Origin of the sequence: Flavobacterium sp. YJ01, assembly GCF_029320955.1 — a bacterium.
GTDB lineage: Bacteria > Bacteroidota > Bacteroidia > Flavobacteriales > Flavobacteriaceae > Flavobacterium.
In genome coordinates, this window is record NZ_CP119757.1 from 2,843,876 (window position 1) to 2,860,054 (window position 16,179).

The window sequence follows — 16,179 nt, forward strand, 5'->3', positions numbered from 1 at the left end:
GGTAAATATAAGTAATATTTTTTAGCAAAAATTAATCAAGCAATTTTTTGCTCACACGGCTGCTTGCTATTAAAGACGCAACAAAACCTAGAGAAATAATAGTTGCCATTACAATTAGCACATTTTCCATTGTAAAAACAACTGGATATGCAAGTGTTGGCGTAATCATAATCAACTCAAATTGTTGCTGTAAGACTACCAATATTATGCCCAGCGCCAATCCGATTAATCCGCCAAAAACACTTAACAAAGTTCCTTGAAGTAAAAATATTTTGCGAAGATGGCTAATGTCTGTTCCTAGATTAAAAAGCGTTTTTAGATTTCCTTTCTTTTCTAAAATCATCATAATCAAGGCTCCAATCAAATTGAAAAGTGCTACAATAATCACTAAAGTAAAAATTAGATAAACGGCAATATTTTCTGTGTTGAGCATTTTATACAAAGACTCATTTAACTGCGCTCTGTTTTTTAAAGTAATTTTATTTTTAAAGATCTTATTTAATTGAGACTTTATAGCATTTTCATCTGCATTTGGCTTTAGTTTAAATTCAATTCCAGAAATCTGATTAGGTTTATACATCAGTAATTCCTGCGTTAAACCTAAATCGGCAAATACATATTTAGAATCTAAATCTTCGCTTATGGAATAAATTCCAACTGGTAAGACATCTGTTTTATTAAATGCTTCTTCAGGATTTTCAATTGCTCCTTTTCCAGGTTTTGGTGCAAAAATCTGAAGCGGGTTTTCGAAATCCATAATTCCCAAAGAAAAATTCTGAGCCAAACCATACCCTATAACAACCTGAAAAGTTTCTGGTTTCAGCCATTGACCATTAAAAAGTTTCTTTCTAATATCGTTAACAACAGCGTAAGAACTATCAACACCTTTAAGATATGTGACTTGCTGCTTGTCTTTAAATAAAAACAAAACACGTTCTTCAATAATTTTGGTGTAAGAAGCGACTCCTTCTATTTTCTTGATTTCATTTTCCTGATTGGGTGCAATAAAAAATGACTTTCCGTAAGTGCTTGTCAATTTTAAATCAGGATCTATTTCATTTGTAAATGAAAGACTAAAAACTTTTAATCCGCTGAAGACAGATAAAACCACAAACAAAGCCATTGTACCAACAATGATTCCCATGCTGGCAATACGATTAATGATATTGATAGCATTGTTTTTACTACTGCTAAAAATATATCGTTTGGCTATGTATAAGGGGAAATTCAATTTATGATTTTCTTCTTTTTTCTAAAAGATCACGATTTTCTATTGGGTTTTCTTTTCCTGCAAGTGCATTGTCAATTTTCTCAATATAATCTAGAGAATCATCTATAAAGAAAACTAAATTCGGAACGCGACGTAATTGCAAACGCACACGCTGTGATAAATCATGTTTTATTAAAGTTGTATTTGTTTTGATTGCTTCTAAAGTTTCTTTCGCTTTTTCTTGCGGAAAAATACTCAAATATACTGTTGCTACAGATAAATCTGTAGTTACGCTTACTTTGGATACTGAAATTACCAAATTTGTAATTCCGTTTTTTCTCACTTCACCCTGCAAAATCTCAACCAGATCTTTCTGAATGACACCGCCTATTTTTTTCTGTCTATTTGTTTCCATAGTGCAAAAATACTAAATTTTACTGGTTTTCTAAGCACTTTTATTTGTTTCGAAACTGATAAAAATCATACTAATTGAGAGAATTATTCTACATATTTGATGTAAATATAAAACTAATCTATCATGAAAAAAAGGGAACCAATTAGTCATATAATGACCAAAACAGTAGTAACTGCAAACGAAAAAGATGATTTAAAAACTGTAGTAGAAAAATTAAAAACTAATACAATTCGACATATTCCAATTGTTAAAGGCAAAGAAGTAATTGGAATAATAAGCAGAACAGATATTAACCGACTTACTTTTGGAGCTTTGTTTGAAGGTCAGGAAAATGCTGATGAAGCTATTCTAGAAATGCTTACTATTTCTCAGGTAATGACTTCTAAACCAAAAACAGTTTCGTCAGATACCATAATTAGAGATTTAGCCGAAATTTTTGTGAAAGAAGATTTTCATGCTCTCCCTGTTGTTGATAAAGGTGAACTTAAAGGGATTGTTACCACCACAGATGTTGTTAAATATTTTTTAGAACAATATGATTAATAAAAAAGGGAGCAAAATTGCTCCCTTTTTATTATCTGCTTTGCAACCATCCTTCAGGATTATTATTTGAAGTATTTTGCATAATCAGGAACTTTATAATTGTCTTTCCTGTATCGCCACTTGTTCTAACTCTTCCGATGTTTTGTTTGATTGTCACTTTATCACCTTGACTAACCGAAACAGAACTTAGGTTTTGGTATACAGTAAAATAATCTCCGTGCTGAATTACGACTGCCTTATTTACTGGAGATAAAACGATAACTTTAGAAACTTCTCCCGCAAATACAGCTCTTGCACTCGCGCCATCTTCAGTTGTAATCTCAACTCCAGAATTATGAACCGTAATTGAAGGGTGCAACGGGTGTGGCTGATCTCCGTAACCTAGAGAAATAAATCCTTTTTCTACAGGCCAAGGTAATCTTCCTCTATTCGCTTTAAAATCAGCTGCTAAAACTTTATCTTCTGGTGTCAATGCAATTTTAGAAGAAGAAACTGGAGCCTTAGCTTCGCTCGAACCTGGATTTGCTTTTGCTCTTTCTGCCGCGGCTTTTCTATTGGCTTCGGCAATTGCTTCACGAATTAAACGATCAATTTGTCTATCAATACGTTTTGATTCACTTTGTTTTGATCGAATATCGGCTGCAATTTTGTTTTTATCTTTTTTAAGTGAATTAACTAACTTTTGCTGTTCTTTCTTCTCAGCTTCAAGAGTAACTTTTTCTTTTTGATTTTCTGAAATAATCTTCTTCTTTACTTGTCTCTGCCCATCTAATTTTGCATTAAAATCAACTAATTGTGCAGTTTTGGATTGAATTTCAAGACCTTGATTTTTTCTGAAGGCAGTATATTGCTTTAAGTATTGTGCTCTTTTATAAGCTTGCAGAAAACTTTCTGAAGATAAAATAAACATTGCACGACTTTGTTCAGAACGGCTTTTGTATGATTTCAAAATCATTTCGGCATAATCTTCTTTTAGAACTTTTAATTCTTTTTTAAGCTTATTAACCTGAACTTGATTAATATACATGTCATTACTAATCAGCTTTTCTTGCTTTGCTGTTGTATTGATTAATTTCTCTTTAAGTTTAATTTTATTCGCTTGAATTAAATATTCATTTACAGCAGATTTCTCTTTTTTTCGAACAGACTGAAGCATTTTTTCATTGTCTCTAATTTCCTGTTGAATTTGAGCTTTACGCTGTTCCAGTTTTTCTTGCTGTGAATCCTGCGCCCACACAAATGTTGTGGCACATATTAAAACTAGACTTAGGAGAAATTTTGGCATGTTTCTATTTTTATTTTGCAAATTTACTGAATTGTAACTTTTTTATAGCCACTTGGAACGCTATATGGAAAAGAAAGTTCTTCATTAAATGAAATATTGTTATAATTTAAATTAATATTCGTTTTGCCTTTTGGCTGAACGGCATTTATTTCGATACTAGTTGGAATTGTTCCTTGATTGAAAACTTTACTATCTGAGTAATTAATCTGTAAATTTCTATTTTCTGATGGCTGAGAAATCTCTTCCTTTTGAATCAAATATTTTTCGCCATCTAAGAAAAATGTCTTTTTCAAATTTGCATCTTTTTCTTCATCCAATCTAAAAAGATTATCTACAATGGTTTGCGTGTATTTCCCTTTTCTTAAATCGTCAAATGCTTCTCCTACAAGTAAGTTCTGCACTTTAGTATAGTCTAAATCTGTTCCTAACCATTTGCTTAGACTTGTAAAATCTCCTTCGTAATACGTACTGTTTATTTTTTCGTAATAACTTACTGTAGAAGGTGTTATTAAAGCTTTTGCCATTGTAATCCCTAAAAAGCGTACACTTATCAAAATCTGTTTGTCTTTTTCGATTCTAATTTCAGCACTAACATTTTGGCTTTGTTTTTCATCAACATATTTTGCGCTGGCTTTTATGTATAAGGTAGAAAAATCTAATTTATTCTCATAATGCTTTTCTACAACTTTTTTATCCTCTTTTGGAGCAACTGTTTGGCTTGTATTGTTTCCTTGTACCGCAACTGCTTTAGATTTACATGAAATTACGGCAACAGATAGCAATAGAACTGATATATATTTTTTCATTTGAATTTTCTTTTTATTTTTTCTTTTTTAATAATTCATTAGCCTTCAAAAAGTATTCCTCTTTTTTCTTGGCATCTCCCAATCCATTATACGCTTCTCCTAATTGAATATTAAAATTTGCTTCCAATTTTGCATCATCCACTACATAATCAAGCCCCATTTCTAAAACAGTTTTTGCATTTTTAAACTGCTTCGTCTGATTGCTTCCCAAACCTGCATAATAATAAAACTGTGCCTGACTTGGATAGACTTCAATCAGCATCATGGCTCTTTTGGTCATTAAATCGTATTGCTTAACCTGAGAATACGCTTCTAACAATAACATATTGGTTTCAAGATCTGTATCTGAATGTGCTTTTAAATCTTTTTCATAATATTTAATTGCATTTTCAAACTGGCCTTTGCTGTGATAAAATTTTCCAATTTCTTTAGCGACATCAACATCTTTATCGTTATCAAAATACGAAATGGCTTTTTCTAAATCTGTTGAATATTGCGGATTTTTGTTTACAAAAATCAAAAATTCATTCAAAGTTCTATGTTTAATTTTTGAATCAATTTTTGAGCTTGCTAAAATTACATTCATCGATTTTATAGCTTTATCTGCCTGATTAGCATCCAAATAAGTTTTAAACAAACTTATTTGAGCCCATTCTGAATTCGGAATTTCTTTTGCCAATTGTTTGGCCACTTCTAAAGACTTCTCATTTTCATTATTTTTTGAATACAAAAGAATTAGATTCAAATAATTTGATTCTTCTTTCGGATCTTTTTTAATCTGCTGAATCAGATTGTCAATTTCTGCATTTTGATATTTTCCTTGCGAGAGAATCTGCGCTTTATAAATTTCACGATCTGAAGATTTTCCGAATTTATCATTCATTTCGTTTATAGCAATCAATGCCTTGTCATACTGATTTGTAATCATATACAACGAAATCAAATCGTCTTTGTATTCTTCATCAAAAACAATAATTTTTTGAATGATTTCAATTGCCAAAGCATAGTTTTTTGTCTCATAACTTACATCGTAAATTCCGAGCCAAAACCATTTATTTTTAGGATCAAGCTGTGTTGCTTTTTCAAAAGCATCTTGCGCATTTTGATATTGTTTAAGCGCTAGATAATTCTTCCCTAATTCAAAATAAGCTACTGCGTCATTGGGTTTTAGTTTGATACATTTTTCCAATGACACAATTGCTTTATCATAATTTTCGATTCCTTTTTGTTTTAATGATTCATAAAATGAGTCTTGATATTCGTCTGTTGCCATAGCAATGTCCTCGGGCTCTGTCTGTGCAAAAGCCGAAAACGATGTGCTAAATAAAGCAACAAGCAAAACTGTAAAAACTCCTTTTTTAATCATTTCTAAAATTTACATCTTAAACAAAAAAACGAAACTTTCTTCTTTTTTATTTTATTCTAAAACAGCGTAATCACCAATACTAATACTAGTAAATTTACCATCATAACTTACATGATTTCCGATCATTGCGTTATCTAAATCAGCATTTTTAATTTGAGAATACGTCTGAATTAAACTGTTTTTGATCGTGCTATCTGTAACATGACATCCGTTTCCTAAAGAAACATTTGGACCAATAGTTGTGTTTTTTAAAACAACATTTTCTCCGATATAACAAGGCGGAATAATTGTTGAATTTTCTAATTTTACACCATAGTCTACTAAATGTTCTCCGTCATTGTGAAGAAAACCTAACATTCTTGTATTTGTTTCAACAGTAACATCTTTGTTTCCGCAATCCATCCATTCGTCAACGCTTCCGGTTTTGAAAACTTTTCCGTTAGCCATCATCGCTTTGATACCGTCATTAATCTGGTATTCTCCACCATTTTGAATATTATTATCCAAAACATTTTGAAGTTCATTTCTTAAAACTCCAACTTCTTTAAAATAATAAATTCCGATAACCGCTAAGTCACTAACAAATTCTTTTGGTTTTTCAACCAACTCAATAATTTCATTATTTTGGTTTAGTTTTACAACACCAAATGCTTCTGGCTGTTCAACTTGCTTTACCCAAATTACAGCATCTGCTTCTGGATCTAATTCAAAATCTGCTCTAATTAAAGTATCTGCATAAGCAATTACCGCTGGTCCAGAAAGAGAATCTTTTGCACACATAATTGCGTGACCAGTTCCCAAAGGTTGATCCTGACGGTATATAGCAGCTTTTGCTCCTAATCCTTTAGCCAAATCTTCTAAGCTTTTTACAACATCATCTCCAAAAAAAGCTTCGTCTCCTAAAATAAAAGCCACTTCTTCAATTGGTTCTTTTAATATTTTGGCAATATCTTCAACTAAACGATGTACAATAGATTTACCTGCAACAGGAATTAATGGTTTTGGAACAGTTAATGTATGAGGCCTCAATCTCGATCCGCGGCCTGCCATTGGCACAATTATTTTCATTCTTTATTTGATTTTATAAGAAGATTTGAAAAAATCTTCGTGGGGTTTGGTCTTTCTTTTTTTTGTTCTGTTTATTACAGAAATTTATTTTACTCCAGTGCTTCCGAATCCTCCTTCACCTCTTGATGTTTCAGAAAGTGTTTCAACTTCGATCCATTCAGCTCTTTCGTGTTTTGCAATAATCAATTGTGCAATTCTTTCTCCATTTTCAATTACAAAATCGTCATTAGATAAATTTACTAAAATTACACCAATTTCTCCTCTGTAATCTGCATCAATAGTTCCAGGCGAATTTAAAACTGTTACGCCTTTTTTTGCCGCCAGACCACTTCTTGGTCTTACTTGCGCTTCGTAACTAATTGGCAATTCGATAAAAAGTCCTGTTTTTACAATCGCTCTTTCTAAAGGTTTTAACGTAATTGCGTCAGAAATATTGGCACGTAAATCCATTCCTGCAGAAGCAATTGTTTCGTAGTTTGGTAAATCGTGCTGAGATTTATTGATTATTTGTATTTTCATTTTTAAATAAATATTTTTTATAAGTGTCTTATTTTCTTTTCATTATTCCTTTTATAGTATCTTTTTCAAAATGATAAACCAAATACATAAAGGCTAAAAGAAGCGGAATTCCAACATAATATTTTTCTCTAAATCCGTAAAACGAGATAATCGAAAATAATATAGAAACTCCTAAATAAGCGCCAATTTTATTCATGTCATAAGGAATTGGATAATATTTATTTCCTAAAACATAAGAAATAAGCATCATGCTTCCGTAAGCCGAAATGGTTGCAATTGCAGAACCATAATAACTGTATTTTGGAATTAAAAGATAATTTAAAACCAAAGTTACTATAGCGCCTACTATAGAAATATAGGCTCCAATTTTTGTTTTATCTGTAAGTTTATACCACACCGATAAGTTGTTATAAATTCCTAGAAAGAAATTTGCCAAGATAATTAATGGCACCACTTTCATTGCTTCCCAATATGATTTATTGTCTAATAAAAGGTATTTTAGAACATCAGCAAAAACAATTACGCCTAATAAAATTAGAGATCCCAATATCACAAAATATTTGGTAATTACTGCATAAGTTTGTGGCGCATTTTCATTTTTAGCATGGCTGAAAAAGAAAGGCTCAATTCCTAATCTGAAAGCTGTAGCAAAAAGAACCATAAACAATCCTAACTTATAACAGGCTGAATATGCTCCAACCTCAGATTTTGCCAAGTTTTCTGGAAGCAAATAACCTAATAAGATTTTATCGAAATGTTCATTTACGGCAAAAGCTAATCCGGCAACCAAAATTGGCAGACCGTATTTCATCATTCTTCTCCAAAGTTCTGGATCGAATTTTCGTCCAAGCGAAAGATAATTTGGAGAAAGAACTATAAATGTGGCCAAACTTGCCAAAAGATTTGCAATGAAAATGTACGCGATTTGAAAGTTTTCGACATATAAATTATCCCAAACAGAACCCGGATTTTCTGCCGCCAAAGTAGGCAGATACATTAAGAAAAAGATATTAAGCAAAAGATTTATAACTACATTTCCAATCTTAATAGCAGCATAAACCATTGGTCTTTGATTGGCTCTTAATTTAGAAAACGGAATTAAAACCAATGCATCTAATACCAAAATCCAAACAGTATAAGTAATGTATTGAACGTCTACTTCTGCAAGATTGGCGAGGGTATTTCTAAAAATTAAAGCAACAAAAAGAAAGATAATTGAAGTCCAAAATATTGAAATAGTAGAAGTTGCAATTACATTTTTCTTGTCATCTTCGGCACTGTAAAATCTAAAAAAGGCAGTTTCCATTCCGTAAGAAAGAACTACGTTAAAGAAAACCATCCAAGACAATACGATTGAAACTTCGCCATACTCTGCCGTTGGTAAAATTCCTGTATATAATCTCACTAATAAAAAACTTAGCATTCTTGGTAAAACTGTTGCCAGACCGTAAATTGCTGTTTGCTTAAATAGATTTTTATATAATCCCAAAATATAATTATAATAGTGTTTGTAAGACAAAAATAACCATTTCTTTTGTTTAATGGTGTTTTTGTTGATGCAATAAAATAAAGTTCTGTTTGTTTTTAGACAGTCATTTTCTTTTCGTCTAAAATTTTTACAAAATGAAACCCTCTTGGAGCGTAACCTTGATTGTAGTAAAATCTATGAGCTCCAAAATTTCCCGTAAAAGCATCCAGAACAATACTGCTGCAATTTAATTCCACTGCTTTTTCCTCTATATAATCGGTAAGCAATTTTCCAATTCCTTTAGAACGGTGATTTGGATTTACAACAAAATTATCTATTTCTAAATATTTTCCCGTCCATAATTTAGTTGCAGACCAGCAACCTGTAAGTCCTACACAAATATCATTTTCAAAAACAGCGATTTGAGTATAATTATGAGGAAGCATTTCAGAAAGAAAAGATTCATATTTTTCTAAAGTTATGTTTGGATATAAAAACTTGATTGTTTCTATTTGAGCTAACATTTCTGGAATGGTAGTAAGTTCTTTTATAAGTAGCTGTTTCATAGAATTTTACTGTAATATAATCAAAAATAATTAATTTGTTAGTTAATAGTTATATAATTAAAAATCAAAGACATGTGAAATATATAAATTAGACATGAAAATTATGTAACTTTTTTTAGACAGTCTTTTCCTAAATTTGTTTCACAGGGATTGAGAAAGCTAAATACAACCCTTATAAAAAAGGAAGCACTGGGACTGATAAAGCTTGTTTGTTCCCATAAAAGACAAAGCATAAGGGATTGATTCAGCTGTATTGTAACCCTAATAAAAACAGAGCACTGGGACTAATAAAGCTTGTTTGTTCCCATAAAAGACAAAGCAAAAGGGATTGATTCTGCTGAAATGTAACCCTCAAAAAAACAGAGCATTGGGATTAATAAAGCTAGTTTGTTCCCATGAAAGACAAAGCACACAGAGTTATCTGTCTATTTTTATAAAATGGTAGTGATTCTCAACTTTTGAATAATTTGAGAATCACCATTTTATAAAATTATTTTTAAAAAAGAAAACTTCCAATAAATAAAAAGCCAGCAAATGCTGGCTTTTTATTTTATATATAATGGAATTTATTACCCATTTAAAGCTTCTGCTCCACCAACAATTTCCAAAATCTCACTTGTAATCGCAGCTTGACGAGCTTTGTTGTAAGTTAATTTCAATTGGTTTCTTAATTCAGTAGCATTATCTGTTGCTTTGTGCATAGCAGTCATACGCGCTCCGTGCTCAGAAGCAAATGAATCGCGGATACCTTTATATAATTGTGTTTTTAAAGACTTAGGAATTAAAGTCAAAACAATTTCTTCTTTAGAAGGTTCAAAAATATAATCTCCAGCAGAAACATTTTTGTCAGAATTGATAGGAGCCAATGGTAAAAATTGCTCTACTTGAACAATCTGTGTTGCTGCATTTTTAAATTGATTATAAACCAACTCAATTCTGTCATAATCTCCAGATAAAAATTTCTCCGTCAAATTATCTGCAATTCCAGCAACATTTTCAAAAGTTAAATGATCAAAAATTGCATTATGATGACCGTGAACTTTATGAGTTTTGCTTAAAGCGTCATTTCCTTTTTTACCAATAGCAAAAACATCAACTTGCTTTCCAGCGTAAAACTGTGTACGGTTTTTAATCTCTTTAATAATATTTGAATTGAAAGCGCCGCATAAACCTCTGTTTGAAGTTATAGCTACTAACAATACTTTTTTTACTTCACGTTGTGTAGTGTAATCTCCTCCAACTTCACCTTCAAGTGTAGAAGAAAGATCTTGCAATAACTCCGTTAATTTCTCGGCATAAGGACGCATTGCAGTGATTGCATCTTGTGCTTTCTTCAGCTTTGCAGCAGAAACCATTTTCATAGCCGATGTAATCTGCATCGTCGATGAAACGGAAGTAATTCTATTACGGATTTCCTTTAAATTTGCCATCTATTAATTAGAAAATGTGACAATTTGAAAATTAGATAATCAGAAGAATGTTAAACCATTTTCTAATTATCTAATTAACGAATTATCTAATTAGTTATATTTTGCTGAGATTTCTTTTGCTGCTTTTTCGATAACATCTGTAATGCTGTCATCTAATTTACCAGCTTTCAACGCGTTAAGCGTATCTTTATGTTTACTGTTTAAGTAAGCTAAGAAATCAGCTTCAAATTCTTTTACTTTTTCTACAGGAACGTTTCTTAATAAGTTTTTAGAACCAGCGTAGATAATCGCTACTTGGTTTTCAACTGTATAAGGATCATTTAAACCTTGTTTCAAGATTTCAACGTTTCTTTTACCTTTTTCAATTACGTTTAAAGTAACAGAATCTAAGTCAGAACCAAATTTAGCAAAAGCTTCTAATTCACGGAATTGAGCTTGATCTAATTTTAAAGTTCCAGAAACTTTCTTCATAGATTTAATTTGAGCATTACCTCCAACACGAGATACAGAGATACCTACGTTAATAGCAGGACGAACTCCAGAGTTGAACAAATCTCCATCAAGGAAAATCTGACCATCTGTAATCGAGATTACGTTTGTTGGAATATATGCAGAAACGTCTCCAGCTTGAGTTTCGATAATTGGTAAAGCAGTTAATGAACCACCACCTTTTACGATAGATTTGATAGAATCTGGTAAATCGTTCATGTTTTTAGCGATACCATCATCAGCAATTACTTTACAAGCACGCTCTAATAAACGAGAGTGTAAGTAGAAAACGTCTCCAGGGTAAGCCTCACGTCCCGGTGGTCTTCTTAATAAAAGAGAAACCTCACGGTAAGCAACAGCTTGTTTAGATAAATCATCATAAACGATAAGAGCTGGACGACCAGAATCTCTGAAATACTCTCCAATTGCAGCACCAGCGAATGGAGCATAAACTTGCATTGGAGCAGGATCAGAAGCATTAGCAGCAACGATAACTGTATAAGCCATTGCTCCTTTTTCTTCTAACATTTTAGCGATTCCTGCTACAGTTGAAGCTTTTTGTCCAATTGCAACATATATACAGAATACAGGTTTTCCTGCATCATAAAATTCTTTTTGATTTAAGATTGTATCGATACAAACAGTTGATTTACCTGTTTGACGGTCACCGATTACAAGCTCACGCTGTCCACGACCAACTGGGATCATAGCATCAACTGCTTTTACTCCTGTTTGTAATGGTTCAGTTACTGGCTGACGGAAGATAACACCAGGTGCTTTTCTTTCCAAAGGCATTTCGTATAAGTCTCCACCGATTGGTCCTTTTCCATCAATTGGAAAACCAAGTGTGTTAACAACACGTCCTACCATTTGCTCACCTACTTTAAGAGAAGCAATACGTTGAGTTCTTTTTGCAGTAGATCCTTCTTTAAGTCCAGTTGATGGTCCTAAAAGTACAACCCCAACATTATCCTCTTCAAGATTCAATACGATACCTTCCATACCGTTATCAAATTCTACTAACTCTCCATATTGTACATTAGATAGCCCGTAAACACGAGCAATACCGTCTCCAACTTGAAGTACTGTTCCTACTTCCTCTAGCGTAGCACCAGATTCAAAACCTTCTACTTGCTTTCTTAATATTGCTGAAATTTCAGCAGGTTTGATTTCCGCCATCTTAATTTATAATTTAGACACTTTTTGTGTTATAAAAACTAATTACTTAACTCTCTTTTTAATACTTGTAATCTGTTTGCAACAGAAGCATTGTATTGCTTGTCACCTATTCTCAAAATAAATCCACCGATAATAGCTGGATCTACTATATTTTCAATTGTAATTTTTTTATCAGATAAAGTCGCGATTTTTGCTAAAACTTTAGCTTCTAATTCTGCATCCATAGGAATTGCAGTTGTCACTTTTGCAACTTCAATACCATTGCTCTCATCATATACTTTACTATATTCAACAGCAATTGCATTTAAAATTTCAAATCTTTTGTTTTCGAATAATAATTGAAATAACCCTTTAGTTACACCATTTACATTTGCGAAAACTTCTAAAAGAGCACTTTGTTTAACTTCAACAGTTGTTGTTGGGTTTTCAATAAACGTACTCAATTCTACATTAGTTTCAATTGCATTTGCAATTGATTTCATATCGTTATTTACAGCTTCGGCAACACCTTTAGAGTTTGCTAAGTCCAAAATTGCTTTTGCATAACGAATTGCTGCTCTTGTACTTGCCATAGTCTTAGTTTAACTTTACGTCACCTAACATTTTCTCAACTAATTTAGTTTGAGATTCTTTGTTAGATAATTCTTCTTTCAATAATTTTTCAGCAATGCTTAACGATAAAGTTGAAACTTGAGATTTCAATTCTGCCATAGCAGCATTTTTTTCGCTTTCGATAGCAGCTTTAGCTTGCTCGATCATTTTTTGACCTTGAGCTTGAGCTTCATTTTTAGAATCAGCAATCATTTTCTCTTTCATTTCGCGAGCTTCTTTTAACATAGCATCACGTTCTGCACGAGCTTCATTCAAAATTCTTTGGTTATCAGCTTGTAAATTTTGCATTTCTTGTCTTGCATTTTCTGCAGAAAGTAACGCATCTTTAATTCCTTGCTCTCTATCATTTACTGCATCAAGAATTGGTTTCCATGCAAATTTTTTCAACAAGAAAATTAATCCAACAAATATTAATACTTGCCAAAAGAACAAACCGAACTCGAACTGATTTATTAACTTTTCCATTATATAGAATTATAAATTTTAAATTATATCTTTTAAATTGTCTTGAAGAGCAATTTTATTTTTAATGTTTTATTTTTAAAACAATAGTTACAACCAACCGTTGCAACTATTGTTTTTTGTGTTTTAATTAAGCAGCGAATAATGCAGCGAAACCAATACCTTCAATAAGTGCAGCAGCGATAAGCATAGCTGTTTGGATTTTTCCTGAAGCTTCTGGCTGACGAGCGATAGCGTCCATTGCTGAACCACCAATTCTACCAATACCTAATGCAGCTCCGATTACGATTAATCCAGCTCCTACGAAATTTAAACCGTTCATATTTGTATATATTAAAAATTAAACATTCAATTTTGATTTTAGATCTTAGATTATAGACTTTAGATTTTTGCAAATCTGAAATCTAGATTCTGAAATCTAAATTTTAGTGATGCCCCTCCTCTTCGTGGTGGTGCTCTTCTACTGCTGAACCAAAATAAAGTGCAGACAGCATTGTAAAAATATAGGCTTGTAAAAATGCTACTAAAATTTCTAGAATAGAAAGTGCAAATGATAATCCGAAAGAAAGACTGCTTCCAATCCAGCTTTTAAAGATAAACATTAAACCGATAATACTCATTAATACGATGTGACCTGCAAAAATGTTAGCGTACAAACGAATCATTAATGAAAATGGTTTGATGAAAACTCCTAACAATTCAATTGGAGCCAAAATAATTCTCATTGGTTTTGGCACTCCTGGCATCCAGAAAATGTGACCCCAGTAATTTTTATTTGCAGTAAGATTTGTAATTAAGAAAGTAAGGATTGCTAAAGAGAATGTAATTGTTAAATTACCAGTAGCATTAATTCCTAGTGGAGTTAATCCGAAAATATTTAAGAACAATACAAAGAAAAAGATTGTCAATAAATAACTCATGTATTTTTTATAGTGCTTTTCTCCAATGTTTGGAATCGCAACGTCATCACGAATAAAAAGTACTAAAGGTTCGAAAATTCTACCAACTCCAGAAGCAATTCCTCCGTTTTTAGCATACGATTTTGCTAAACTTGTAAATAACCAGAACATTAATAAAGCAGATACTATAATAGAAAGTACTGTTTTAGTAATTGAGAAGTCTAATGGACGAACATTTGTTGGGTGACCTGTTTTTTCGTCTTCAGTAATTGTGCCTTTAGCATCAGTTTTGTAAATTTTACCATCGTGGTGGTTAATTACATAAAAGTTACCGTTTGACTCAGCTACTTCGTGTCCGTGGTGAAATTTAGAAGAAGAAAAAATATGTAAACCATTATCCCAAAGAATTACTGGCAATGGAAAACCATAATATGTACCTGTCTCATCATCTTGTGTTAAAGTAAAATCATGAGAGTCTAATACGTGGTGACCAATAAATGCTTTAATCTTAGATTTAACATCTGTTGGCTCTGCATGATGGCCTTCTGCAGCACCTTCATGGGCTACTTCAGTTTGAACATGCTTTGAGTCTTTTTCAGTATTTGAAAAACTCATTAGTGGAAGACAAGCTACTAAAGCTGCAAGAATAAATCTGAGTGGTTTGTTTGAAATCACCATATCTGTGGAAAATCTTATTTTTTACGTTTCTAAAATTTGGTGCAAAGGTACATTTTTTATTAATATTCAAAAGGATATGAAAAATTATTTTTAAACCTTGTTTTAAAGAATTGTTATTTTAACGCTTTTCATTTAATAATCGGGCAGTTAAAAGCGTCTGAAATAACAAAAACAGAAGAAATGTTATAAAAAAATTAGTTTTTTCAACAGAGCCTTGAGAAATGTTGCTTGATAAAATCGGTCGTAAAAATCCGTAGTAAATAAACATTTGCACAAAAGTTCCCAACATAAAGAACATTCCAATGCTATCAAATTTATCCGTTAGGAATTTTAATGTTAGTATTAATAATAAGGTAGAAAAAAATAAAAAGATAAGATACAGCACTTCTAAACTGTAAAAAAAGTTCTGATCGTTAATTTTAAAAATGAAGAAAACTCCTTTATGTATTATATAGGAAGCAAAAGCGAGAATAATTAAATGAAAAACAAGTTTATATTTCTTTAAAAACATCTTGAATATTTTTTTGCAAAGATGCGATATTATTTAAAGCCGTTTTTAAACTTTATTTACTTTGTTTTATTAATCTCATTGACCTGACGAATAACGTTATATAGCGCCAATGCAACGCCAACCATAACCAGTATCTTATTATAGTAAACTTTTTCGCTTGGATGATTTTCGTCTAACCAGGTACCGAGATAAGAAAACAAAAATATAATAACACCCATTTGAATGGGAATATTAATGAGTGCTATCCATTTATTTCCTCTATTTTTATTCGGTTCCTTTTCCATCTTCTAGCATTATTACTTCATTTGAATGGGCAAGCATTGTGCAGGTTGCCGTGAAGTCAGCTCCTGGTTCTATTGAAAGTTTTCCTACTGCTACTTCTCCATGAATTTGAGCCGTCGATTTGATATTAAGGATTTCAAGAACTTTTATTTTTCCGTGAAATTCTCCTTCTATATCGGCATTGTTACAGATTATTTCTCCTTTTACAGATCCCTTAGCGCCAATTACGATTTTGCCTTGTGAAGTAAAATTTCCAATCAATTCGCCGTCTAGTCTAAAATCGGCTTTAGAAACTATGTCTCCTATTATTGATGTTCCTTCTACAATTCTATTCGTTTTTCCTAATTGTTCAGTTCCGTTTTTTTTTACTTTTTCAAACATGGCGGTTAAG

The 16,179-nt window shown here is 32.0% G+C and carries 18 protein-coding genes; 1 reads left to right on the forward strand and 17 read right to left on the reverse strand.

The window, feature by feature from the left end:
• Positions 1-31 precede the first annotated feature (31 nt).
• Both P0R33_RS12470 and rbfA read right to left on the reverse strand, forming a co-directional pair.
• A complete protein-coding gene (locus P0R33_RS12470) occupies positions 32-1,231 on the reverse strand; it encodes an FtsX-like permease family protein (protein ID WP_276171451.1) in 1,200 nt (399 codons plus the stop codon).
• A gap of 1 nt (position 1,232) precedes the next feature.
• The gene (gene rbfA / locus P0R33_RS12475; protein ID WP_276171453.1) at positions 1,233-1,625 is read right to left on the reverse strand and encodes a 30S ribosome-binding factor RbfA; all 393 of its coding nucleotides are present in this window, start codon (positions 1,623-1,625) and stop codon (positions 1,233-1,235) included.
• A gap of 123 nt (positions 1,626-1,748) precedes the next feature.
• Here rbfA and P0R33_RS12480 point away from each other — a divergent pair, with 123 nt between their 5' ends.
• Positions 1,749-2,168: a CBS domain-containing protein gene (locus P0R33_RS12480; protein WP_276171455.1), complete on the forward strand. Its 420-nt coding sequence runs from the start codon at positions 1,749-1,751 to the stop codon at positions 2,166-2,168.
• Between the two features lie 31 nt (positions 2,169-2,199).
• Here P0R33_RS12480 and P0R33_RS12485 read toward each other — a convergent pair whose 3' ends face one another.
• The 15 genes from P0R33_RS12485 to P0R33_RS12555 form a co-directional block, all read right to left on the reverse strand.
• Positions 2,200-3,453, reverse strand: coding sequence for a peptidoglycan DD-metalloendopeptidase family protein (locus tag P0R33_RS12485; RefSeq protein ID WP_276171457.1), 1,254 nt, complete (start codon positions 3,451-3,453; stop codon positions 2,200-2,202).
• A 23-nt stretch (positions 3,454-3,476) separates the two neighbouring features.
• A complete protein-coding gene (locus P0R33_RS12490) occupies positions 3,477-4,259 on the reverse strand; it encodes a DUF4292 domain-containing protein (protein WP_276171459.1) in 783 nt (260 codons plus the stop codon).
• A gap of 13 nt (positions 4,260-4,272) precedes the next feature.
• Positions 4,273-5,625, reverse strand: coding sequence for a tetratricopeptide repeat protein (locus P0R33_RS12495; protein ID WP_276171461.1), 1,353 nt, complete (start codon positions 5,623-5,625; stop codon positions 4,273-4,275).
• 51 nt (positions 5,626-5,676) lie between these two features.
• Positions 5,677-6,693: a sugar phosphate nucleotidyltransferase gene (locus P0R33_RS12500; RefSeq protein ID WP_276171463.1), complete on the reverse strand. Its 1,017-nt coding sequence runs from the start codon at positions 6,691-6,693 to the stop codon at positions 5,677-5,679.
• An 84-nt stretch (positions 6,694-6,777) separates the two neighbouring features.
• A complete protein-coding gene (dut, locus tag P0R33_RS12505; protein ID WP_276171465.1) occupies positions 6,778-7,212 on the reverse strand; it encodes a dUTP diphosphatase in 435 nt (144 codons plus the stop codon).
• Between the two features lie 28 nt (positions 7,213-7,240).
• A complete protein-coding gene (locus P0R33_RS12510) occupies positions 7,241-8,701 on the reverse strand; it encodes an oligosaccharide flippase family protein (protein ID WP_276175656.1) in 1,461 nt (486 codons plus the stop codon).
• Positions 8,702-8,796: 95 nt separating this feature from the next.
• The gene (locus P0R33_RS12515; protein WP_276171467.1) at positions 8,797-9,246 is read right to left on the reverse strand and encodes a GNAT family N-acetyltransferase; all 450 of its coding nucleotides are present in this window, start codon (positions 9,244-9,246) and stop codon (positions 8,797-8,799) included.
• Positions 9,247-9,815: 569 nt separating this feature from the next.
• Complete coding sequence (atpG, locus tag P0R33_RS12520; RefSeq protein ID WP_276171469.1) at positions 9,816-10,676, reverse strand: ATP synthase F1 subunit gamma; 861 nt, start codon at positions 10,674-10,676, stop codon at positions 9,816-9,818.
• A 90-nt stretch (positions 10,677-10,766) separates the two neighbouring features.
• Entirely contained in the window at positions 10,767-12,344 is a 1,578-nt protein-coding gene (atpA, locus tag P0R33_RS12525) for a F0F1 ATP synthase subunit alpha (protein ID WP_057115505.1), read from the reverse strand.
• Between the two features lie 38 nt (positions 12,345-12,382).
• Positions 12,383-12,916, reverse strand: coding sequence for an ATP synthase F1 subunit delta (gene atpH / locus P0R33_RS12530; RefSeq protein WP_276171471.1), 534 nt, complete (start codon positions 12,914-12,916; stop codon positions 12,383-12,385).
• A 4-nt stretch (positions 12,917-12,920) separates the two neighbouring features.
• Positions 12,921-13,421: a F0F1 ATP synthase subunit B gene (locus P0R33_RS12535; protein ID WP_184158751.1), complete on the reverse strand. Its 501-nt coding sequence runs from the start codon at positions 13,419-13,421 to the stop codon at positions 12,921-12,923.
• Positions 13,422-13,548: 127 nt separating this feature from the next.
• Positions 13,549-13,740, reverse strand: a complete 192-nt coding sequence (gene atpE, locus P0R33_RS12540; RefSeq protein ID WP_207298407.1) for an ATP synthase F0 subunit C — start codon at positions 13,738-13,740, stop codon at positions 13,549-13,551.
• Between the two features lie 103 nt (positions 13,741-13,843).
• Entirely contained in the window at positions 13,844-14,995 is a 1,152-nt protein-coding gene (atpB, locus tag P0R33_RS12545; RefSeq protein ID WP_276171473.1) for a F0F1 ATP synthase subunit A, read from the reverse strand.
• A gap of 567 nt (positions 14,996-15,562) precedes the next feature.
• Positions 15,563-15,790, reverse strand: a complete 228-nt coding sequence (locus P0R33_RS12550; protein WP_276171475.1) for an AtpZ/AtpI family protein — start codon at positions 15,788-15,790, stop codon at positions 15,563-15,565.
• On the reverse strand, positions 15,771-16,169 hold the full coding sequence (locus P0R33_RS12555) for a polymer-forming cytoskeletal protein (protein ID WP_276171477.1): 399 nt from the start codon (positions 16,167-16,169) through the stop codon (positions 15,771-15,773). The genes P0R33_RS12550 and P0R33_RS12555 overlap by 20 nt, the downstream gene beginning before the upstream one ends.
• Positions 16,170-16,179: the final 10 nt, after the last annotated feature.